This window comes from Winogradskyella thalassocola, from assembly GCF_900099995.1.
Classification (GTDB): Bacteria; Bacteroidota; Bacteroidia; order Flavobacteriales; family Flavobacteriaceae; genus Winogradskyella; species Winogradskyella thalassocola.
In genome coordinates this window covers 413,202-436,976 of sequence record NZ_FNCZ01000003.1, presented here as the reverse complement: position 1 = coordinate 436,976, position 23,775 = coordinate 413,202, and the positions used below count along the sequence as shown (strand labels likewise).

At 33.4% G+C, this 23,775-nt stretch carries 14 protein-coding genes and 1 pseudogene; 5 read left to right on the top strand and 10 right to left on the bottom strand.

Going from position 1 to position 23,775, the window contains the following annotated elements:
* The first annotated feature begins 105 nt into the window (after positions 1-105).
* A complete protein-coding gene (locus BLT80_RS11070) occupies positions 106-2,106 on the top strand; it encodes an alpha-ketoacid dehydrogenase subunit alpha/beta (protein WP_092467898.1) in 2,001 nt (666 codons plus the stop codon).
* A gap of 92 nt (positions 2,107-2,198) precedes the next feature.
* On the opposite strand, the gene BLT80_RS11065 is transcribed toward BLT80_RS11070, so the two are convergent.
* Entirely contained in the window at positions 2,199-3,500 is a 1,302-nt protein-coding gene (locus tag BLT80_RS11065) for a dipeptidase (protein WP_092467896.1), read from the bottom strand.
* A 162-nt stretch (positions 3,501-3,662) separates the two neighbouring features.
* Between BLT80_RS11065 and BLT80_RS11060 the strand changes: the two genes are divergently transcribed.
* Together BLT80_RS11060 and BLT80_RS11055 are read left to right on the top strand one after the other, a co-directional pair.
* Positions 3,663-5,972 carry a T9SS type A sorting domain-containing protein gene (locus tag BLT80_RS11060; RefSeq protein WP_092467894.1) on the top strand — a complete coding sequence of 770 codons (2,310 nt, stop codon included), beginning with the start codon at positions 3,663-3,665 and terminating at the stop codon, positions 5,970-5,972.
* A 491-nt stretch (positions 5,973-6,463) separates the two neighbouring features.
* Positions 6,464-6,802: a 3D domain-containing protein gene (locus BLT80_RS11055; RefSeq protein WP_245710228.1), complete on the top strand. Its 339-nt coding sequence runs from the start codon at positions 6,464-6,466 to the stop codon at positions 6,800-6,802.
* On the opposite strand, the gene BLT80_RS11050 is transcribed toward BLT80_RS11055, so the two are convergent.
* The gene (locus BLT80_RS11050; protein WP_092467890.1) at positions 6,795-7,361 is read right to left on the bottom strand and encodes an ExbD/TolR family protein; all 567 of its coding nucleotides are present in this window, start codon (positions 7,359-7,361) and stop codon (positions 6,795-6,797) included. The two genes, BLT80_RS11055 and BLT80_RS11050, sit on opposite strands and share 8 nt — an antisense overlap.
* A 138-nt stretch (positions 7,362-7,499) precedes the next feature.
* Between BLT80_RS11050 and BLT80_RS11045 the strand changes: the two genes are divergently transcribed.
* Entirely contained in the window at positions 7,500-9,014 is a 1,515-nt protein-coding gene (locus tag BLT80_RS11045; RefSeq protein WP_092467888.1) for a DEAD/DEAH box helicase, read from the top strand.
* 98 nt (positions 9,015-9,112) lie between these two features.
* Positions 9,113-9,859, top strand: a complete 747-nt coding sequence (locus BLT80_RS11040) for a hypothetical protein (protein WP_092467886.1) — start codon at positions 9,113-9,115, stop codon at positions 9,857-9,859.
* Here BLT80_RS11040 and BLT80_RS11035 read toward each other — a convergent pair.
* The 8 genes and pseudogenes from BLT80_RS11035 to BLT80_RS11000 form a co-directional block, all read right to left on the bottom strand.
* Positions 9,849-10,412: a pseudouridine synthase gene (locus BLT80_RS11035; RefSeq protein ID WP_092467997.1), complete on the bottom strand. Its 564-nt coding sequence runs from the start codon at positions 10,410-10,412 to the stop codon at positions 9,849-9,851. The two genes, BLT80_RS11040 and BLT80_RS11035, sit on opposite strands and share 11 nt — an antisense overlap.
* A 2-nt stretch (positions 10,413-10,414) precedes the next feature.
* Positions 10,415-11,224 (bottom strand): DUF1853 family protein, encoded by an 810-nt coding sequence (locus BLT80_RS11030; protein WP_092467884.1) that lies wholly within the window; start codon positions 11,222-11,224, stop codon positions 10,415-10,417.
* Positions 11,225-11,247: 23 nt separating this feature from the next.
* Positions 11,248-11,706 carry a hypothetical protein gene (locus tag BLT80_RS11025; RefSeq protein WP_092467882.1) on the bottom strand — a complete coding sequence of 153 codons (459 nt, stop codon included), beginning with the start codon at positions 11,704-11,706 and terminating at the stop codon, positions 11,248-11,250.
* A 3-nt stretch (positions 11,707-11,709) separates the two neighbouring features.
* Positions 11,710-12,012, bottom strand: coding sequence for a ribosome hibernation-promoting factor, HPF/YfiA family (gene hpf / locus BLT80_RS11020; RefSeq protein WP_092467880.1), 303 nt, complete (start codon positions 12,010-12,012; stop codon positions 11,710-11,712).
* A gap of 226 nt (positions 12,013-12,238) precedes the next feature.
* The gene (locus BLT80_RS11015) at positions 12,239-13,264 is read right to left on the bottom strand and encodes a T9SS type A sorting domain-containing protein (RefSeq protein WP_092467877.1); all 1,026 of its coding nucleotides are present in this window, start codon (positions 13,262-13,264) and stop codon (positions 12,239-12,241) included.
* A gap of 244 nt (positions 13,265-13,508) precedes the next feature.
* Positions 13,509-14,492 (bottom strand): PorP/SprF family type IX secretion system membrane protein, encoded by a 984-nt coding sequence (locus tag BLT80_RS11010; RefSeq protein ID WP_092467995.1) that lies wholly within the window; start codon positions 14,490-14,492, stop codon positions 13,509-13,511.
* Between the two features lie 27 nt (positions 14,493-14,519).
* Complete coding sequence (locus tag BLT80_RS11005; RefSeq protein WP_092467875.1) at positions 14,520-22,733, bottom strand: T9SS type B sorting domain-containing protein; 8,214 nt, start codon at positions 22,731-22,733, stop codon at positions 14,520-14,522.
* Between the two features lie 67 nt (positions 22,734-22,800).
* Positions 22,801-23,775 (bottom strand): annotated as a pseudogene (locus BLT80_RS11000) (PorP/SprF family type IX secretion system membrane protein); the annotation flags it as partial.

Sequence of the window (23,775 nt, the reverse complement as noted above, 5' to 3'; positions counted from 1 at the left end):
GATAATAGTGCTAAAAATTGAGTCGGAATTATTGACAATTTGAAGTGTTTAATGGTTTATTGAAGCAATTTTATTTACATTTGAAACATAAGAGAAATAACATTTATGCCAACAATTACAAAAAGTAACATAGCTTACGACAAACGAAGTTTAAATGACCAAACGTTATTAAAACTTTATTATAATATGTTGAAACCACGACTAATAGAAGAGAAGATGCTTATTCTTTTACGTCAAGGTAAAATATCAAAATGGTTTTCGGGAATTGGACAAGAAGCCATTTCCGTTGGTGTAACCATGGCTTTAAAACCAAGCGAATATATTCTCCCAATGCATAGAAACCTTGGAGTGTTTACAACACGAGAGATTCCGTTGCATCGTTTATTCTGTCAATGGCAAGGGAAAGCTAGTGGATTTACAAAAGGTAGAGATCGCTCATTTCATTTTGGGACACAAGAGTATAATATTGTAGGTATGATATCGCACTTAGGGCCTCAATTAGGAGTTGCAGATGGTATTGCCTTAGCTAATCTTTTGAAGAATAATGGTAACATAACAGCTGTTTTTTCAGGTGAAGGCGGCACTAGTGAGGGTGATTTTCACGAAGCGTTAAATGTTGCTTCTGTTTGGAGTTTACCCGTAATTTTTTGCATTGAAAATAATGGTTACGGTCTTTCTACTCCTACAAACGAGCAATATAACTGTAAGCATTTAGCCGATAGAGGTAAAGGTTACGGTATTGAATCTTTTATTTTAGATGGCAATAATATTATTGAAACCTATACGAAAGTTCAAAAATTAGCAGAAAGTATTAGAAAACGACCACGTCCGATTTTAATAGAGTTCAAAACCTTTAGACGTCGTGGACATGAAGAAGCTAGTGGGACAAAATATGTTCCAAAAGAATTGATGGACGAATGGGAAGCAAAAGATCCAATAGAAAATTTTAGAAGCTTTTTATTTAGTAAAAAGATTCTTACCCAACAGATGGATGAAGCTTATATAGCCGACATTAAAGCTGAAATTGATACAGCATTAGACACAGCTTATGCTGAACCAGAAATTATACCAAGTGAAAGTACTGAATTAAGAGATGTATACAAATCATTTGATTATAAAGACCATACACCAAACAAAGACACAAAAGAATTACGATTTATTGATGCGATTTCAGAAAGTTTAAAACAATCCATGCGAAAGCATAAAGATCTTGTTATTATGGGACAGGATATTGCAGAATATGGTGGTGTTTTTAAAATTACAGAAGGCTTTGTTGAAGAGTTTGGAAAAGACCGTGTTAGAAATACACCTATTTGTGAATCGGCAATTGTTGAAACAGCCATGGGATTATCTATCTCAGGTATAAAATCGGTTGTAGAAATGCAATTTGCAGATTTCGTGACTTCTGGCTTTAATCCTGTAGTAAATTATTTGGCAAAATCGCATTATAGATGGGAACAAGAAGCCGATATTGTCGTTAGAATGCCTTGTGGTGGAGGTGTAGCAGCAGGTCCATTTCATTCACAAACCAACGAAGCATGGTTTACTAAAACACCTGGATTAAAAGTCGTATATCCTGCATTTCCTTATGATGCTAAAGGGTTGTTGGCAACAGCTATTAATGATCCTAATCCTGTGTTATTCTTTGAACATAAAGCGTTGTATAGAAGTATTCGTCAAGATGTACCAACGGATTATTTTACCATTCCATTTGGAAAAGCTGCCGTTTTAAAAGAAGGTGACGCTGTAACCATTATTACTTATGGTGCAGGAGTGCATTGGGCTCTAGAAACTTTAGAGAATAACCCTTATATTTCGGCCGATTTAATTGATTTAAGAACCTTACAGCCGTTAGATAAGGAAGCTATTATTAAATCAGTTAAAAAGACAGGACGTGCTATTATCCTTCAAGAAGATTCTTTGTTTGGTGGTATTGCAAGTGATCTTTCTGCCATGCTTATGGAAGAATGTTTTGAATATTTAGATGCGCCTGTAAAACGTGTAGCAAGTATGGAAACTCCGATTCCTTTTATTGGTCAGTTAGAGGAGCAATATATGGCTAAAGGAAAGTTTGAGGAAGGATTGTTAAAGTTGTTAGACTATTAAGAATTCATTTATTCTTAAAGAAAATGAGATTAAAATAAAAAAGAAAAGCCAGCAATTAGCTGGCTTTTCTTTATAAAACATTTAAATTGGAATTAGCTTTCTGATTGAATATCTTTCGCCACAGCCTCAACTTCATCTAAAACTCTTAATAAGTTTCCACTCCAAAGTTGTTCTATTTGGTTTTCTGTGTAACCGCGTTTTACTAACTCTAAAGTCACGTTAAATGTTTCAGATGCATCAGACCAACCTTCAATACCGCCACCACCATCAAAATCACTACTAATACCAACATGGTCGATGCCTATTTTTTCAACCAAATAATCGATGTGGTTAACGAAGTCTGTTACATCTACAGCAGGAGGTAAGTCTTTGATAGACTTAGCTTTTTCTTTAACAATTGTTCTCATGTTAATAAACGTCTGAATGTAAGCATCTTTATCATCTCCATTAGGTAACTTCCCAATATCATGCATAGGCATCCATTCTGCTCCTAAAGAATCCATTACTCTTTTCTCAATTTCATTTAATGCTTTATCTCTAGCATCTACTTTTTCTGTATTCAAATAAGACGTAAATGCAACGGTTTGCACAACACCGCCATTTTCTTTTAGCCAACCTAATTGTTCATCATCTAAATTTCTACTGTGATTACAAAGTGCTCTCGCAGAAGAATGAGAAGCAATAATTGGAGCCTTACTCAATTCAATCATTTGTTTCATGGATTCTTTAGACGGATGAGACACATCGATCATCATTCCTAAACGGTTCATTTCTGAAACCACTTGTTTTCCTAAATCACTTAAACCATTATTAAGCCAAACATCATCTGCTTCACCGGTATTACTGTCACAAAGTTGACTATGCCCATTGTGTGATAAAGACATATATCGTGCCCCAAGGTTATAGAATTTTTCAACATTGCTAATATCTAATCCAATAGGATAGCCGTTTTCTATTCCTATCATGGCTATTTTTTTTCCTTTAGCATTAATACGTCTTACATCATCAGAAGTCACAGCTAACTCTATATCGTTAGGAGCAATATCTTCAACTAATTTATGAATGGCTTTAAATTTAGACATCGCGTTATCATAAGCCTTTTTATAGCCTGCGTCATTTAATGAATCTTGCCCCGTATATACAATAAACCAAGCCACATCTAATCCTCCTGCTTTCATTTTGGGCAACGTAATTTGCGTATCCAACTCTTGAGTATAGTTAAGTGAATCTGTAAAATTTTTAACGTTGATATCACAATGCGTGTCTAAAGTAATCACACGTTTATGTATGGCTTTAGCTTTAGCAATAAGATTATCTTCTTTAGTAGGTTCTGGTTTGCAACTCGTTGTAATCATAAGAATTAAACTGAAATAGAGAATAGATTTTTTGTACATGGTTGGTTTTATTTTTCTAAAAATAGCTAGAAATATAACTAAAAACAAACAGCTTATCATTTAATAGTTGAGCAGATATTTTCTTTTTTATCTCTAAAAATTCAAAAACAGCATAAAAAAGTTATTAAATCCTTATTTTTATGACTCAAAAAAAACACATTTATGAAATTAAAATTACTTTTTGTATTCTTATTTGCTTGCTCATTTTCTTTCGCCCAGCAAATACCCGAAAACATTAAACCACCAAGTTGGAGTCAAAATAACATATCTGATTTGATGCCTTTTAAGCTTCCATCTTTCGATTTAAAAAAATTACAAGATGAAGATGTAATCAATGACCAAAACAAATCTAAACCATGGAGATTTGGCCATGATATTTATGTAGACCATAATTTTAATGACGTAGGAGAGTGGACGACTTTAGAAAATGGTGATCGTATCTGGAGAATGGCTTATACATCTGACGGTGCTTATTCCTTAAACTTTATGTTTGACGTGTTCAAAATTCCTGAAGGAGCACAACTTTATGTCTATAATAAGGAAAAGACTGATTTATTGAGACCGTTTACTTATCATAATAATAATGAAGAAGAAGTTTTAGGAACGTGGTTAGTAGAAGGAAATACTGCTTATATAGAATATTATCAGCCAGTAAATGTTCTTGGTGAAGCTAAAATCACGGTAGGTTCAGTTGTACATGGTTATCGTACTGCAGAAACATATCAAAAAGCATTAAATGATTCAGGTTCTTGTAATTTCGATGTGGATTGTGATATTACGCCGACAACAGATCCTTATGGTTTAAATACTGTAAAAGAAAATATAAAAACTTCAGGCGCATTAATTTTAAGAGCTGGTACAGATTGGTGTTCTGGTACATTAATCAATAATACAAATAATGATGGAACTCCATATTTATTAACAGCCAATCACTGTGGCGGAGGAGAAAGTACTTGGTCGTTTAGATTTAATTGGAGAAGTCCAAACCCGTCTTGTGGCACATCGATAAATAGTACTAATGGTACATATAACCAAACTGTTAGTGGTGCTACAGTTAGAGCAAGTAGTTCTAAATCTGATATGGAATTGGTTGAAATTACAGATCCTAGTTTCTTTGAAAACAATAATGATTTGGTTTGGGCTGGTTGGAACAGATCTATAACACAAGTACCAGCGGTAAGTTTTGGATTTCATCACCCAAGTGGAGATATTCAGAAAGTTTCTAGAAATGATGAAGGAGGATATCGATTTACAACCACTTTTAACGGAAATTCTAGTGCTCAAATGTGGAGAATAGATGATTGGGAATTAGGAGTCACTGAAGGTGGGTCATCGGGATCTGGTTTATTTAATGAAACAGGTCATTTAATTGGTATGCTTTCTGGTGGTAGTGCAGCATGTAGTGGTACTAATGATAATGGTGGATTTGATATTTATGGCCGTTTTGGAGTCGCATGGGATTTTGGCGGTTCTGCGTCATCGCAACTTAAAGACTGGTTAGATCCTTCTGATTCTGGTATTGAGATATTAGATCAGTATCCACCGTTGCAAACTTATGACAATGACGCAAAAGTTTCTGCAGGTACTAATAGTTCAGATTTATGTGGAGCCGATTTTGCACCAGAGGTTACACTTATTAATTCTGGCAATTTACAACTTACGTCGGCTAATATATCTTATTATATAGATTCTGAAACACCTACAACAATTGCATGGACCGGAAGTTTAGCTAATGGAGCTAGTGCCGTTTTAGAAACACCAAACTATAGTAATTTAATTACCGGTGATCATACGTTCACTATTAACGTTACAAATCCAAATGGAACAACGGATGAGAATATGTCTAATGATAGTTATGTATTTAATTTTACAGTTATACCAAGTTATGTAACGTCTGAAGTTGTTTTTAATATTACCACAGATGAATATGGTTACGAAACGTCCTGGGAGCTTACCAATAGTTCTGGAACTCTTATAAATAGTGGGCCTTTGTTTGATTTTCAAAGTGAAACAGACATTCAAGTGATAATTCCAATTCCTGCTTATGATGGCTGTTATACCTTTACAATCTTTGATTCTGCAGATGATGGCATTTGCTGTGGTTATGGTAATGGGAGTTATACTTTAGAGGATGAAAATGGTAATGAAATAATATCTGGAGCAAATTTTGAGGCTTCAGAATCAGTCACCTTTAACCCACAAAATCCACTAAGCGTAAATGAGTTTAGTATAGAACAACTCATCCGTTTTTATCCTAATCCTGTTAACGATAATCTAAATATTGATTTAAGCAATCTAAATGAAGGTGTGAATTTTGAGATATTTAATACGTTGGGTAAACAGATTAACAAAGGAAACTTGAAAAGTAATGAAACTCACATTTTGAATATATCGCAATATCAAAGTGGAATCTATTTTGTAAAATTATCTACAAGCACTAGTTCAATAACCAAAAAGATTATTAAAAAATAAGTTCAAAATTATTAATCATAAAAAAAGTCAGTTCCTTTAATAGGAAACTGACTTTTTTATTAGACTAAAATTGAAGTAATTCAATGTTAAAGTCTAATGGTATTTAAGTCATCATCTAAACTATTTGATGTGTTGACGATTTTTGATAAAACTCTCATAATTGATTGATTGATTGATTGATTGATTTGATGAAATTGTTCCCTATTATCTATAGCGTCTTTTTTGATTCCAAGTAAAGCTTTTTGTTTCAGTTGACGTACTAGATAATTGATTGTTGTTTAAAGTTCTCATAATTTATGTTTTTTAATTGGTTATACTTAATAGACGATGAAACTTTACTTTTGTTACAGTACTATGCATAACATAATACAATTTTAACAAATTTTAACGAAATTCAGTGTACCTTTATAAGTATGAAAATAAGTCACTATATTATAGCGCTGTGCTGTCTTAGCTTGTATAATTGCAATACTAATACAGAAAACAATTGTATGAAAAATACTTTTAAAGTAACAGCCACAGCTTATAACTCCTTAGCCTCTCAGACTAATTCTAATCCAAATATCACAGCCTTTGGTGATAGTTTAAAACCAGGCTTACGATACATTGCGGTATCTCGCGATTTAATAGATTCTGGTCTAGTTCATAATACAAAAGTAAAACTTCAAGGTTTTGACAGTTTATATATTGTGAAAGACAAGATGAATCGTCGCTATAGAAAGCGTATCGATATTTATATGGGTACTGATGTAAAAAAAGCTAAAAAATGGGGCAAAAAGAAACTAAAAATTGAATATTGTATTCAACCGAACAACTCTATAACTAATTAGAACGTTTTACCATAATTTCCGAAACTATAAATGGATAGGCTTTCTGTACCGCTATTAATTCAACTTTCGTTAATTGATCTGGTGTTTTGTTATACATCTGTTTTGCATAACGCGTTCTTAAATCATAATAGGCTTTTGTAATTTCGTCTTGTACAGAAATAAAGAGATTATATTTCGTTAAAGCATCATGACTTAACGAAATCACAGCATTTTTTGGGTGATCAGACGATTCTATAGATTGTGTTCCCTCGCAAAAATCACAATTATTACTACCGTTATTATCAATAAAGGCTTCCACAATGTCTTTAACCTCATCTAAATTTACAATGTTTTCTTCAATCATAATATGTTGCTTATCGTTCATTGCAATTTGCAATAAATTGCGATCAGGAATATCTGCTGTACAATCAGCGGTATCGCAAATAGGGGGGAGTTTTCTTAAAATTCCTTTGTCTGCAGAAATAGTCGTTGTCACTAAAAAGAAAATGAGTAACAAAAAGGCAATGTCTGCCATGGATCCTGCATTGACCGATACAGAATGTCTTCTAAATGATTTCATAATAATATATATTTAAATGTTAATAATATCTTAAATACAACAACAGTACCAATCTTGTTAAATATTGTTAACAATTCATTCCATAAACCTTTACAATGTCCTACTTTTGCGAAATTAATCAAGAGCTAAATTTTATTTATGTCGTCAGAAACCGAAACCATTCAACAAAATGCAACTGAGAAAAGTCTCTATGATTATCAAATCAAAGACCTTAATCGCATTTTTGATGTGATGGAAAAGGAGGCTGATGATTTTAACCTCTTATATCAGCTACCAACAGGAGGTGGTAAAACCGTTATTTTTTCTGAAATTGTGAGACGCTACGCTGAACAACATCAGAAAAAAGTAGTAATTCTTACTCACCGAATAGAACTTTGTAAACAAACCTCTAATGTGTTATCTGGCTTTAACGTTAAGAATAAAGTCATTAATAGTAAGGTAAAAACGCTTCCGGATCAAGACGATTTTCAATGTTTTGTGGCAATGGTTGAAACCTTAAATAACCGCTTGTCTGATAATGATTTTGAATTAAAAAATATTGGTCTTGTTATTATTGATGAAGCCCATTACAATTCATTTAGAAAACTATTTAAGTTTTTCGAAAATTGTTTTATTCTAGGAGTCACAGCAACACCATTGAGTAGTAATATTAAACTACCAATGAAAGACAATTACAACAAGTTAATTGTTGGTGATGATATATCAACCTTAATAAAAAATGGGTTTCTAGCAAAAGCAGAAGTTTCTAATTATGATGTTGGATTAACCTCTTTAAAGATTGGTATTAACGGTGATTACACGGTTAAATCTTCAGAAGCACTATATACCAATAGCTTAATGCAATCCAAGCTTTTAATGGCTTATGAGGAAATGGCAAAAGGTAAAAAAACCTTAATTTTTAATAATGGAATTTATACATCTAAAGAAGTTTACCATACCTTTAAAAAAGCAGGGTACAACGTAAGGCATTTAGATAATACCGCGAATAAACAAGATCGTAAAGAAATTTTAAAATGGTTTAAAAAGACACCAGATGCCGTTTTATCATCTGTAAGTATATTAACTACTGGTTTTGATGAACCGTCTGTAGAATCTATAATTCTGAATAGAGCCACTAGATCATTAACATTGTATTTTCAAATGATTGGTCGTGGTAGTCGAATTTACAAAGATCGAAACACGTTTCAAGTTATAGATTTAGGAAATAATGAAGCGCGTTTTGGCCCATGGGATCAACCAGTAGATTGGCAACATATTTTTAAACATCCAGATTATTATTTAGAGAATATTGTAGGTGACGATTTACTAGAGCGCGATTTTGTATATACGATGCCAGATTGGTTAAAGGTGAAATTTAAAAAGTCTTATACATTAAATTTTGATGTGAAGGCAGAATATAAAAACGTCATTAGCGAAGGCAAAAAATCATTTACTGTAATTGAACGTTCTATCGCACAACATTCGCAAATTTGCATTGATAATAGTGAAGACGTTTATGAGGCTAGAGAATTAATCAAAGAACTTCAAGATGAGATTGCCTTTAGAATAAAACAGTACTGTTATTGCATAATGAATAGTACGCAAAACTACAAAGACTGGCTGTTTGAAGAGTATAACAGAAAGTTAAGAATTAGCTTCAATGGGAAGTTTTAACTTTTTTTTGTAATGATTTCTATTTTTATACCTTTAATTTGAAATAGGTACGGTTTTTGTAACTTATACAACAACTACTTAGAACCAATACTATAAAAGTGAAAACGAGTTATATCATAGCATTTATATTCTGCATATTTTGCAGCACAACGGTTTTTGCCCAGGTTATTAAGGACAAAGAGACGAAATCTATTCGTATTCCTGCGGTAGAATCTAAAACGAAAAAAGATTCCGCTTTAGTCAAAGTTAAGGTCGCACCAATTCTCAAAAAAGAAGATGAAAAATCGAGTGGTAACTCTAAGAACAATGAAGAAAAATTTGTAATTAGAGAAACTGAGAAGCCATTTTCTATGACCGAAAATGATGGTTTAAAAAGTCCTGGTGAAATTTATGAAAAGCGTTGGAATAAAGAAGCTGTAAAAGGTGGTATTGTTAGAACTATGTCTGATCAGTTTTTAGGTGAATTTAAGATTGATGCTGAATTCGTGAACATTATTTGTCGTGATTTTGGTGCTGAGGATGGTGATAAAGTCAGTATTTTCCTAAATGGGGATTTGATGTATGACAATTTATTATTAACCAATAATTATAGACGAGTTAATATAGATTTAGTTGATGGAAAAAACACAATTGAAATTAAGGCGTTAAATGAAGGAGAAGTTGCACCGAACACTGGAGAATTTTTAATCCATGATGATTCTGGGAATCTTGTATCTTCTAAACAGTGGAATTTGTATAAAGGTGTAAAAGCAATTATTATATTTTATAATCAAAAAATAGTAATTAAACCAAAGGATGTAATTGAGGTTGAAGAAAAAGATGAAAAAACAACATCTAATAATTAATTGGTAAAACCTCAGCAGGTTGCATGGCTTCCAATTTATAATTCCCAATTCTAACTCTTACTAATCTCAATGTTGGCAAACCTACCTTAGCTGTCATTTTTCGAACTTGTCTAAATTTACCTTCGGTTATAGTAATTGAGAGCCATGATGTAACACCATGACGCTCATCGCGTACATAACGTTCAAAGATATGAGATGTATCTGTTATAATTTTTGCCTCACATGGTTTTGTTATATACGCTTTTCCTTCAACAGAAATTTCGATACCATTTTTTAGCTCAGTAATAATTTCTGGAGTAATAATACCATCAACCATAACGTGGTATTCCTTTTCAATCGCAGAACTTGTAATGTAATTACTAAACTTACCATCTGTAGTTAACAATAATAAGCCCTCAGACTTTTCATCTAAGCGACCCACAGCCATAGTTTCGCTTGAAATATCGAATAATTCGCCTAATAGTTTTTTAGATCTGCGTTTATTCTGATGATTTACAAATTGACTTAAGTAGCCATATGGCTTGTATATTTTAAAATAATGATGCTCTTTCATTATTACCAAAAGGTTATAAAACATTTTACAAATTTGGTCTCGCTGTATTTTAACCAAACTAATGGTGAACGCCTTTCTTCAATATTGTCTAGAATTTTGATTTTCGTAGTTTCATAATCTTGCCAAAGGACATTATTATGTGGTAAGACCAGCCAGTCTAATTTCTGAGGCATATAAAATTTCAATGTTTTAAAAATGCTCATAGTATGAAATGAAATGTAAATACCAGAAACACAATTCTCGTTCAGTATCTCAAAATTAATTTTGGAATCATTATATGGTAAAAACAGTTGCGCTTTAAAACAGAGTTTTTGTAAAACATCTGCTGTATCAATATTATATTTATTAAGCTCTTTGCTAGTTTCATTTTGAAAAAGTAGCGGATACTGTTTGTTTTTAAGCTTATCTAATTTGTAACAAAGTGAATCTTTCCGATTAGGCCCAATCCAATAGGAGAGTGGCTCCTCATACGATTTTAGGGTATCATAGAGATAAAACTTATAAACCACCTCGAGGTGTATAGGTTTATCATTCAAAAAATAGAGCGCATCTAACTCTCCAATGGTTTTACGTTCTTTTTGAATTTGTAAATTCTCAACAATCCATTTAACGTTAGGTTGTTGTTTGAGTTGGTAAAAAACAAATTCCTCTACAAGTTTACCCAATCGCTGATTTTTAAATTTAACATCCTCGCGTATCGCCTCAAATTCTGAACTGAGTTCAATTTGATTAATTTCGGGTAAACCATTTGTTCTAAAAAGAGAAGGTGTTTTAACGTATCCTCTATAGCGTAAAATTGTGCTTCTATCCATCGCGGAATAAAAGTATAACTATTTTAGATAAAGTTATCCTTGTCGTTAGATTTATTAATATCTATATTTTCTTCGTGGGTTTTACGTTTAATGTTAGCGCTATCTGCATCAAAATAATTTAGAACTTCTGTTACCGTTGTAATATGTTCTGTCTTGTTACCATTAATGATAATGGCTCCTAGAAATGCTTTTGGGTTATTCTCTAAAATAGTGAGGTAGTCGTTAGCATCGAACTGAGAATTAATATTCATATTCTCAATTTTTGAAAAGTCTAGGAAATTTTCAATTTCAGTATTAAGATCAACTGCCAATTCTTGCCATTGGGTTGGAGTTGGCATTGTTTCATTAATGTTAATCATTAAAAGGGCTTTTCCTGAGGCCTTTAAATAGCCTTCAAGTTGTTTTCCAAAATCTGACTCGTTACCATAAATACAGTTAATTTGGTTTTTGTCTCTACTAATTACTCCCATTGTATTTGCCATTTATTAGTATGTTTTCATTTTATCTTTGCGTCTTTCCAATTGAGTTGATAATTCATTAACCGTTTTGGAAACCGCATCATAAAAATTGTCAAACGAAGATTCCGCAAATAATCGTGGTCCTGGAGCGCTTAATCTTATGCTACATATTTTTCCTGTTTGATCACTAGTTGTATTTTCTGTTTTAAAAAACACATCAGCCCTAATCACAAAATCGTATCGTGTTAATAGTGTTTCTAATTTTTCTTTCGTATGTGCTTCTAATCTATCGCTTGTAGCGACATCGTGATATTTAAATATTATTTCCATATTGTTGTTTTATAAAGTTTAGGACAATGTATATATTGTTTTTCTATAGATTTAACTTAAAAACAATATTCCTTAACGTAATCCATTTTTATGTAAACAAGTAATTGTTTTACTCTATTTCTATTTATGCTGTAACTTTTAGTTATTATGATAAATTGACACTTTATAAAACAAAAAAACGCAAAACCCATACTGGATTTTGCGTTTTCTATACGATAGTTTGCTATTATCTAATTATTAATTTCTGTATACGTCTATTCCCAAAAACAGTTTCTAATTCTACAATGTAGATACCTGTACTTAGGTGACTAACATCTACAGATTGCTTTACAGATCTTACGTCGAGATCATTTTTCAAAATACAATGACCATGAATATCATATAGGCCAAATGATGTTTGTGTTTCTAATTGTCCTATAACCTCAATGGTACGTTCAACTTGATTTGTTGAAATTTTCAAGGCATCAAACGTAGCATTATTGATGTTAAGTACATCATTTTCGAACCTAATATAAAAACGGCCAACACCAGTTAAATCATCTATTGCAGTAAAAGTATAGTCATTAGTATTTAATAGGGTAGAAGTATTGTTAGAAGTATCCTCTAAATACACATTAACCGTATCTGGCATATCCGTTTCTTCAATACTAATAGTTACTTCTTGACCCAGAACAGCATGAACACCTAATGTTATTGTGACATCATTTAATGCTGCTTCACCTAAGGTTTGAATCATAAACGGAATTCCTGTGCTATCTTCTACCAAATAAGAATAAATGGCGAACGCTGGCACATTACTATTATAGAGTGCGGCATCATAACCTGGATCTAAGCCAGAAGTCGCATTAGTATTAAAGTAAAAATCAGTGGTATATTCAGAATCTAAAGCACTTGACTTAAGTTTTAAATATCCAATATGAGCTGAAGATGTTGTACCTCTTCCTAAAATAAAATCATCGCTAGATCCACCTATACGCATTTCTGGTGTAAACTCTATTGAACCACCTCCTGGCTTATTCTTTACAAAGAATCCTTGTCCTGGTGCGATTAATTTGCCGTCAGTTAAGTTTAAATTATTTAAAATGGTCCATCCGTTTGCTGCGTTTCCATCGTAGCCATAAACAGCTTGAGGTGCGCTTCCAGTTAATAATAAAGACGCAAAAACAATTATTGTAGATCTAATTTTAAATGATTTGGACTTAATACATAAAGAAATATGTCCAATCCATTTCTTGGGGAAATAATTTTTCATTGTTTGAGTATATAATTAATAGCACTATAAACGTACTGATAATTTAATCAAACACTTAAAAATTCCGATGTAAGGATTATTAAACCGTTAAAACCTAAATATAACGTTATGAGAATGTTATGCTTGTTTGCAATAAGAAATATTCAAATATAACGCATATAATTAGCGCTATGTTTTAGTCATTGAGACTTATTATTTCTCAATTTTTATGTCTTCAATTCTATGTTTTATATATAACAGAAATCTACCTATAATAACTCTGACTAGTTCCCTTTGTACAAGCACAATTACTAGCACCTTGTAAAAAGTCTAAACCAATTGTTATCATATGTGTCCCTGAGTTAAAACCAGATAAATCATTAATTGTTAATTGATATGAATATGCAAAAAAGAACTGGTTGAAAGTAATACCTGCCATTGGACCAATATTTAAAGGCTTAAAGAATTGATCATTCAAAAAGCGGTAAGAACCTCCTACAAAATAATAATCTCCTTTTCTATTAAATTTTCTGTATTTAAAATTTACATCTGTACTAGAACGTCTATCACTATCAAACATTTGTACAAACACAGATGGCTCAAATTCTACATCTTTATTGTTTGGATGTTTTATGACTAAACCCGTATAGAATTGATAATTCAATAACTTACTTGGTTCAACACCTAAATATTGGTCGATATCTTTTTTTAAAAAATTATTAGCATTAAAGCTTAAATAAAAGGCTTTCCAACGGTATAAAATTCCTGCATCAAAGTTATTGTTAGACACTCCTCTATCATCCGTAATAGCTGGGTCTATAATAGGAATGTCATAGGTGGTATTAAAATTCTCTATTTCTACTCTAAAACTATTAATATTATAAGATAAACCAAAGGATAAAAACTGCTTAGACTTATAATCTAAAGTCAAATGATGCGCAAAAGAAAACTTTACTCCTTTTTGACGTGTGTTACCATTCTTATCATTATATGCAGATATTCCAATTCCTGAGCGATCTGCTATTCTAAAATCAGCATACACAGATTGATTATCTGGTGCATTTTTTATACCAACCCACTGCGTTAATCCATTGGCTCTAATTTTTAAATTATCGCCAATTCCTGCATACGTTGGAGAAATTACAAAATCGTTATCGGCCAAATATTGTGTCCAAACAGGTAAGTTTAATTCTTGGCCATAACTCTGAGCAAAGACCAAAAAAAGAATATAAAGGGGAAATTTTTTCATGATGTTATCTTTTAAAGTTCTTAGCAATTATCTATATAGTGTAAAATGTCCAACAAATTCTTTATCATTAATGGAGTCATTCGTTTTAACAACAAACCAATAATCACCAGTAGGCAATTCATTACCCATGTATTTACCATCCCAAGATTCACCAACACGATAGGTTGCTATTTTTCGACCATAGCGATCAAATATATCAAAGGTTAGATTTGGATAATTTTCGGTACATCCTGGTGCCCAAGTATCAAATTTATTATCATTATTTGGTGTAAACCAATTAGGAATACAAATGTCTTGAAACTCCAATTCTACTTGTATGGTTGCAAAACAGCCACTACTATCCGTTACCGTAATAGTATATAATCCGGACTCATAAATGATAAATGAGTTTTCATAGCCATAATCCTCATCGTTAATGGTAAATTGATAATCACCTGTACCACCTGCGGCATTGACTATGTATTCATTTAAATCACCTTCTGCAAGATCTAAAGTTACAGGATCAGCCATTTCGATATCAAAAAACTCAGTTCTTTGAATACATCCATTAGTATGTCTAACATCTATAAAATGATTTGTTCCTACAGGTACATTTATAAATTTGTTATCCGATTGGTATGGTCCGCCATTTAATGAATAATCAAGTTGAGTTAAATCTTCAATTGATGCATCTACTGTAACGGTTACTATATTTCCTTGTGTGTTGTTATCACAAACCGATTCAATTAAAATTTCTGGCTGTATGCTCACGGATTCTGGGAATGTGATATTCCATTCCGATTCACATCCTTCGGCATCTCTAACAAACACCGTATGATCACCACCTACTAAATTTGTAAAATCAAATTCGGATTGTAAAGCGCTTCCAGTAGTATAAACACCATCATAATCATCTAAACTCACACTGTAAGGAAGTGTTCCTCCCGAAATAGCAATACTAAATTCGCCATCAACATCTCCCGAACAAACTTCTGGGAAGAATGAATCTGCAACAATGCTTAATATTACAGGAGTTGGTTCTGTTATAGTAAAATTAAAAGTTAAATAACAACCCAATTCATCTTGTACTATGATATTGTAATCACCAGGTTCTAAATCCTCAAATGTATTGGTTTCAAAAAACTGATTAAGTTGTGGTGAAATTGCATATTTAATAATTCCAGTGCCTCCAGTCGCCGTAATTTCAACCGATCCATTATTGTTTCCGGCACAACTTACATTGTTCACTACTATTGAAGCATCAAGTGGATTATCTGGTTCTGTAATACTGATTGGTGCAGAAGTGGCAATACAATCACCACTCTCTACTAAAACAACATAGTCTCCTGCATAAAGTTCTGTAAAAAAGCCAGGACTATTTTCAGTAGCAATTACTGCATTACCTAAATTATCTTGTAAAGTGTAAGTGTAATTTCCTAATCCACCTATAGCAGTTGCTAAAATAGATCCGTTATTATCACCAGCACAATTAATTGTTGGGTTAGTAGATTCTAACGTAACTTCTAAAGTTAGTAAAGGATCTACTGTGATTTCGTTCGATACATTAGTAACACATCCATTAGCATCTCTTACATAATAAGAATACGTTCCATCTGAAACACTAAATGTTGTAGATGTTGCAAACGTTCCAATAATTGGAGTAAATGAAGCATTTTCACTGTAAGAATATAATCCTGTTCCACCGGTGGCACTTAATGTTAATGTAGATTCTGTTAAACACGTTTGAGTCGTTGTTCTTACCAAACTCGCTTCAATTGGTGCAGGTTCTGTTATCACCATATTTATAGATGAAAACTGGCAACCATAGCCATCTGTAATTCTCACAAAATAAGTTCCAGGACCTAAATTTTCAAACACATTAGATGTTTGCGGACCAGAAACACTTGGAGTTGGTGAAACCGTATTTAGAGTATATGTGTAATTTGAACCCTGACCGCCAGTAACATTAGTAATAGTTATACTAGCATCCTGATCTCCGAAACAAGATAAAACAGTTGTACTTGGAGTGAATATCGCCGCTATTGGATTAGGAGTCTCTAATATAATAGTTTCAGATACTATACAACCTCCTGCATCTCTAACATTTATCGTATACGTTCCTGCAGACAATCCTGTAAAAGAGCCATTAGAAGAATAAGCTACTGTTGCAGCACCTGTTAATTCATATTCATAATCTCCCCAACCACCTGTTGCGATAGCTGTAATTGTACCTTCGCTATCCGTACATGTTACATTTGACGTTTCTGAAACGCTAAGCATCATTGCTTCTAATGGAGATGTAATAATTACATTTGATGATGCAGAACAGAACGGAATATCCGTTTCAGTAATGACTACTGAAAATGTTCCAGCTTCCATTCCTGTTACTAGTTCAGGATTTGTTGCTGTATTTGCATTTACTATTCCTGTTACAGAAGTTCCTAAACTATCAAATACTTCATACGTATAAGCTCCAGAATAGTTTGCAATATTTATCTCAAATGATCCAGAGTTATCACCAAAACAAGTAATGGTATTTGGAGTTAACATAAACGTTGGAAGTATGGCTTGAGAAACTGAAACAGATACTTCTTCAGTACATAAGGTCACTGTATCTGTAATCGTAATTGTATAGGTTCCTGAAGGCACTCCAGAAAATACATTTCCTGTTAGACTTATTGAAGCCGGATTTGGCAAAATACTATAAGCATATAATCCAGATCCACCAGAACCCGTAACTGTAATTTCACCATCGTCATCATTACAAGTCGGTAAAGTTGTTACTTCTGGTGTTATTAAGATAGGTGCAACAACATCTATTGAAACGGTGTTCCCACAACCATTAACATCTTGAATTTCTATAGTATGTGTTCCTGAATATAAATTTGAAAGTGTAAATGGAAAAGAGCGGGTTTGAAATGCACCACCATTAATACTCACACTATAAGGTGAAATACCCGGTGTGTCTAATGTTACATCGATTTCATATTCACCTTCTGCAACAGTACATTGATTAGTTAAAGTCGCTGAAATTACTGGAGTCGGATCTGCATCTAAAACCTGAATTGAACTCGTAACAATACAACCATAAGCATCAATAACATGAACATAATAACTACCAGCGTCCATATTAAATGTACTAGATGAATCCCATCCTGTATCAGTTGCTAATGGAGTAGTAGGTGTAGTTGTTATTTGATATTGATAAGGTGCTGTTCCGTTTGAACCGATAGCACTGATAATTCCTGAATTAGGACTACAATTTGCATTCTGATCAATAGAAACTGCTAACTCTAAAAGAAATGCAGATTCCGTAATATTAAAAGGTACAGTTACAACACCACAACCCGCATTTGATCCTGACGTTTCACTAATTGAAACGAAATAGTTTCCAAATGGTAAGGGTCCTAATTCTATAACGTTTAAAGAACCGTTTGCAGGAACAGATCCTGATCCTGAAATACCAGTTGAGCTTAAAGACAATGAGTCAAAAATTTCATAATTGACGGAAACAGCACTTCCATAAACGCTATTAACAGTGAATGATACGTTTCCATCAGCACTACCTGTACATGTAATATTATTAGCACTAACAGCTGTTGCAGTTAATGTTGAATTTGTTGGGATAGGAACCGTTGCTGGCTCATAGTAGCTACAATTTGTAGATTGGTCATATACAATAAATGTATATAATACACCAGGCAATAATCCTGTAAATGTTGCAGATTCACTACCAGGAGCATCTTCTGCTAGCCACGTTCCTGTTGGATATGCAAAACCAGGACCTTCATATATACTAAAGAAGAATGGTCCGGCACTTGTAAGCGTTGAACCGATGCTTACTTCAGCTTCACCACCTGTAGAACAATTAACAGTGGCTGTAACATCAATATCTAAATCTGTTGGAGGCGACGCCACCAATACATCTTGAACTAAAATAGAACAACCATTAGCATCAACAACATTAATTTGATATAATCCAAAATCAACAACATCAAAACTTACCGATGTTGAACCTATATTATTAAGCTCTGAGTTTGAATAACCATTGGTTCCTGTTACAAAATAATTATATGGTGGTGTACCACCTGTCACTGAATTTACAATTACTGAACCTTGAGACACTCCACCTGCACCACATGTGATATCAATAGCATCATAATCTGCGAGTATAGCATCTGGTTGGTCAATAGTTACTGTATCAGTTGCTGTACACATTTTAGAATCTGTAATAGTTACCGTATATGTTCCTGCTGGTAAGCTAGAGGTTTGTGTTCCGTAGTTTGTTCCTGTTGTATCATTATTCACATTAATAGTGAATGGCGGAGTACCAACTGATGTATCTATAGTAACATCGATCGCTCCATTAGTATCTCCATTACAAAGAATAGCTTGTGTTTGAACAACTAAACTTAAAGCTGGTAATGATAATGGATTCACCGTTAGAACTGATGATTGTGCAGAACAACCGTTAGCGTCTATAATTTCAAATTGATACGTTCCCGCATTTGCTGTTGTATAAGTAAAAGGTGTTCCCGTTGCACCTAAAGATGTGTAAGCAGCACCATTTATTGATACTGAATAGGTGTAAGGTGCAGGTCCAGAAATAGTTCCTGTTATTAATGCATCTGGCGAAGCAGTACAATCTAAATCTTCGGTTAAAACAACAGATAACGTTGGGGTAGGGATAGGACTTACAGTATAAGATTCACTGTATACACAATCATTTTCATCTTTAACTTGAAATGTATAAGTTCCAGGTTCTAAACCTGAAAAATCTGTTGACGATTGATAAGCTGTTGCTGCCGAAGCAGGTGCTATAATTTGATATTCTAATATTCCTGTACCACCTGTTGTTCCTGTTATTGAAATTGTTGACGTATTAGTAGGACAAGTCACAGGTGAATTATCAAAAGTTAAATCCGTTGGAGGATTTAAAGCTTCAACTGTAATTTGATTCATTGCAGAAGAACAACCACTTGCATCTTTTACAATTACCGTATAGGTTCCTGCAGATAAATTATTAAAACTATTACCACTCTGAAATGTTACACCATCAATACTATACGTATAAGGTGCGCTTCCGCCAGTAACTCCCGTTACTGTAATAGTTCCATCTGATATACATGTAAAAGGTGCTGTTAATTCTGCAGTACCAGTAATAGCAGTTGCCGAATTAATTGCTACAGTCTGTGGACTCGTTTCACAAACATCAGAGCCAGATGTATATTCTAAAACAACATCATAATTTCCAACCGCTAATCCTGTAAATACATTTGAGTTTCCAAAAGTAGTACCTCCATCAATACTATATTTAATACTGCTGCCATTTGCGTTAGTTATATTGATTGTTAAAACCCCAGAGTCACTAGAGTCTGCACAAGCAATATCTGTGACATCCACATTAAAATCAGGACCAGAAATAGCATCCACTGAAATCGTGACATCTGCACTACAGTTGTTAGAATCGGTAACTGTAACATTATAAACTCCGGCTGAAGTCACAACGATCTCTGGTACAGACTGAAAATCTACAGATCCATTTACAAAGTAAAAATAAGGAGGTGTTCCACCCACAGGATAAATTGTAATTTCACCATCAGTACAGTTTAATGGGCTTGTTAAAGCTGCTGTAACTGTTAGAAGTGGTGGCTCTGTAATGGTAATATCTTCAGAAAATGTACAACCATTTTCTGAAGTTATAGTTGCTGTATACGTTCCTGGGTTTAGGTTTTGAAATGTATGTGTGTTTTCAACTTTAGGACCTACACTGTTTACTAAATTTCCACCTTGAGTAAGTGAAAATGAATATTGTGGATCCACATCATTTGCCGCTAAATAAATCGTTCCTTTATCTCCATGACAAAAGGGTTGCGTTACAATCGTTGACCCTGTAAATTCTCTATCTCTAATTTGAACATCAGGAACCGTAAATACACAAGGGTTTGTAGCAACTCCAACCTGTCTGATATAAGCGGTATAAATACCTGAAGTAGTTACAGTAAATACATTACTATCTTGAAATGTAATACCGTCTAAGCTATATTCATATCCAGAAGGCACACCGTTTACCGTAATACTTCCATCTGTAGTACAGATTATATCCGTAGCATTTACGGTAGCATTTAAAACGTTTTCATAAATATTGAAATAAAACTGAACAAAACAGCCTCCAGGATAATTAATTGTTAATCTGTATTGACCTGAGGTATCAGCTAAAAAGTTTGGACCTGTTCCAACCTCGTCCCAAGTACAAGAAGCATCTTCATTTGCACAATCCGAATCAGAAACAGCAGAACAGCTTGCTTCATTTAATTTTTCCCATATAACAGAAGTAGAATTTGCGATATTAGTTTCAATTAACCTTGAATCTTCAGCACCACATAAAAAGATATTTGGTAATAATTTTCCATTATTAGGACATGTCACTACTTCATCTGCATAAGGTATTACCGGATTTGTAGTATTCTCACCAAAAATTTCAATATGAAACTCTTGAATAATAGATTGACATGGCGCAACAGCCGTATTAAAAGAATAATAAGAACCTGTTACAGAAGCTGTAATAGTTTGTGTGGTTCCAATAACAGGTGTTCCTGTAGGACTTGTAGACCAAGCATAAGAATCATAACCATTGGCAGCCGTTAGATCTACACTTTCGCCACATAACACAATATCTTGAGAGAATGTACAGTTTAGATCTGCCAAAAAGTTGGTTGCTCGAGGTGATAATAAACACCCTGTATTACTACTTAAACTTGGATCATCTGTAATATTAAAATTAGGATTAAAAAATCCATTATAACTTGCATATGCTTGATTACTTATAATATTAGTACAGGCATCAATAAGTAAATTACAAGATTCCACAACTTGCACTTCAATACGGATTTCGTAAACTGGATCATTTTCTTCAACTAAAGAATTGTCAATTGCAAAAATAATTTCTCTTGTTGCTGCATTGTAACTTACAACAGAAACACCAGGAGGTAATACCAAATCATCTGGGTAATTAAAGATCACATTTACAGGAAGAATATCTCTAATCTGAAAATTTGTCGCATTATCATTTCCTGTATTTTGAAAACCAATAACATAATTTAGTGAAGTACCGAGACCTACATATTGGTCACCTATATTAGTTCCTAAATCATCTTCTACAATTTTAGTAAGTACAATATTAGGTTCTATAATTTCTACAGCAAAAGCAAAGAAATAAGGGAAATAGGTATCACCACTTGTTTCTAATCGAATGGTACCAGCCGTTGCATCATTAGCAATAACTGTGTTTCCTGGGTTTGGTATGGCAATCACACCAGTATCAAACCCTAAGGTATTTGTACTGTTTGGTACTCTATCATTAACAGGTGTTGCATTTAATTGTGTAACCGAACTATTAAAAAAGTTTGCAACCGGACGATCTGCTGTAGATAAACTAACTCCATTTAATCGTAATCGATCACCTAAAATAGGACTATCACCTTCTAATGTTGCAAAAGCAAAGTTAGCTCTTACCGGAGCAGGAGCAGGAACAGTTCTAAATCCATCTACAGGAATGTCTAGTGCCGGATTACCACCAGCTACACTAATAGCACTAAAACCATCAAAACTAGTAATAGATTTACCAGGTAATGTAGGATCTTCATAAACCACAAACAATGACCAACCAGCTGATTGACCAGTTCCGTTATATGGACTCCAGGATGCTGTTCTACCTTCGTCCGAAGAAACATTACCAACTGTATATGTTCCTAAATCAACACCAGAACCAAAACTAGTTACTATAGAAGTAACATCTGCAAAACAAGCATAAGAAAAACTATCGCCACCATCTACCGTAGTACCACCAGCATCATAAATAACGGTACCTTGTATATCATTATACCCACCTACAGGTCCTTTAAATTTTACATCAGTTATTGGAGCATCTCCTGGGTTAACGGCTCCCCAATATAAACCTGCATATATAATTCTATAACAATTAGGATTTGGAATCGTTAAATCAGCACTAGAAGAACTGAACGTAGAACCATCTCCATCGATATCAATATAGGTCATGTCCACCTGATGATTATATACCGAATTGTTGTTAAAAGCATTATTATCTGGCCCAAGAATATTGTTTCCAATAAGGACTATATCTCCTTTAAGATCCTCATTAAATCGAGGCACAAAAGGCTCATAGTTTTGAGCAAATGTTAGTTGTCCCAAAATAAGGGTTAGGGCAATTATGGCTATTCTAGAAAAAGTAGGTTTTTTCATGATAATTTATTTTATTTTATCACTTTGTTTCTTGGGGCAAAGAAGAAAGTGAAAGGTGGCTTAACTATTATTGATTTTCTATTTTTACGATTGACATTTTTCCATTATACGGTCTATTTCCTTTAGCTTCTAAAGCTTTATTGGCACTTGAGATATTATCAACTTTATCATAATAAATGTAATATTTACTAGTATTTACATCATGGAAGAAATCGACATTAGTTCTTCCAGAAGCAATTACTTTAGTTATAAATTCATCTCTACTTTTCACATCTCCGTGAACGGCAATTATAAGATAGAAACCACTTTCAATATGGTTGATATTCTTTAATATTTTGATACTATTACCTTGTGCTTCTCCAAAATCAAAATCTTCAGATTTGAAAGGTGTTTCAGCTAATTTAGTTGTCTCTCTTAAGTTTTTTAACTTCGCTCTATCTTGGCTATATCTATCATCTTCACTAGTAAAAGCAGCACGCTTAATTCGTCTTCTTTTCTCAAACTCTGTAGCAACTTGAATTGCTTCTAATTTTATATCTAATTGAGATTTTGCTTCGTTTGCTTTCAATTGTTCCGACTGCAATCTTTTAATTTCTTTTTTGTAGAATAACGTAACTTCATCTAATGCTAAAGAACCAATAGCTACACGTTCTTCATAAAGTTTATTTAATTCATCAATCTTTTCACTACGTGCTTTTATAACATTGTCTAAATCTGCCTTAATTGCTCTTAGTGCGTTGTTTTCTGCAGTTACACTTTTAAATGGTTTTGGCTGCACAGTAATCCCTTGATCGCTTAAATCATTTTCTTCTTTCATATCCCTAAGATCTTGATCTTTAATAGCAACAATATCATCGAATTGTTTTAATAATTCATTTTGAACTGTTTTAGACGCTTCCGTTGATTTGGATATCGTTTGCATTGACACAGCAAGAGCATCCGTTGGATTTGAAATCGCATTTTCTTTGGCATCAGCTTCTTCTTTAGCTTCCTGTTCTGCTAATAATGTAGCTTGAGCATCAGCTTCTTCTTTAGCTTTCTG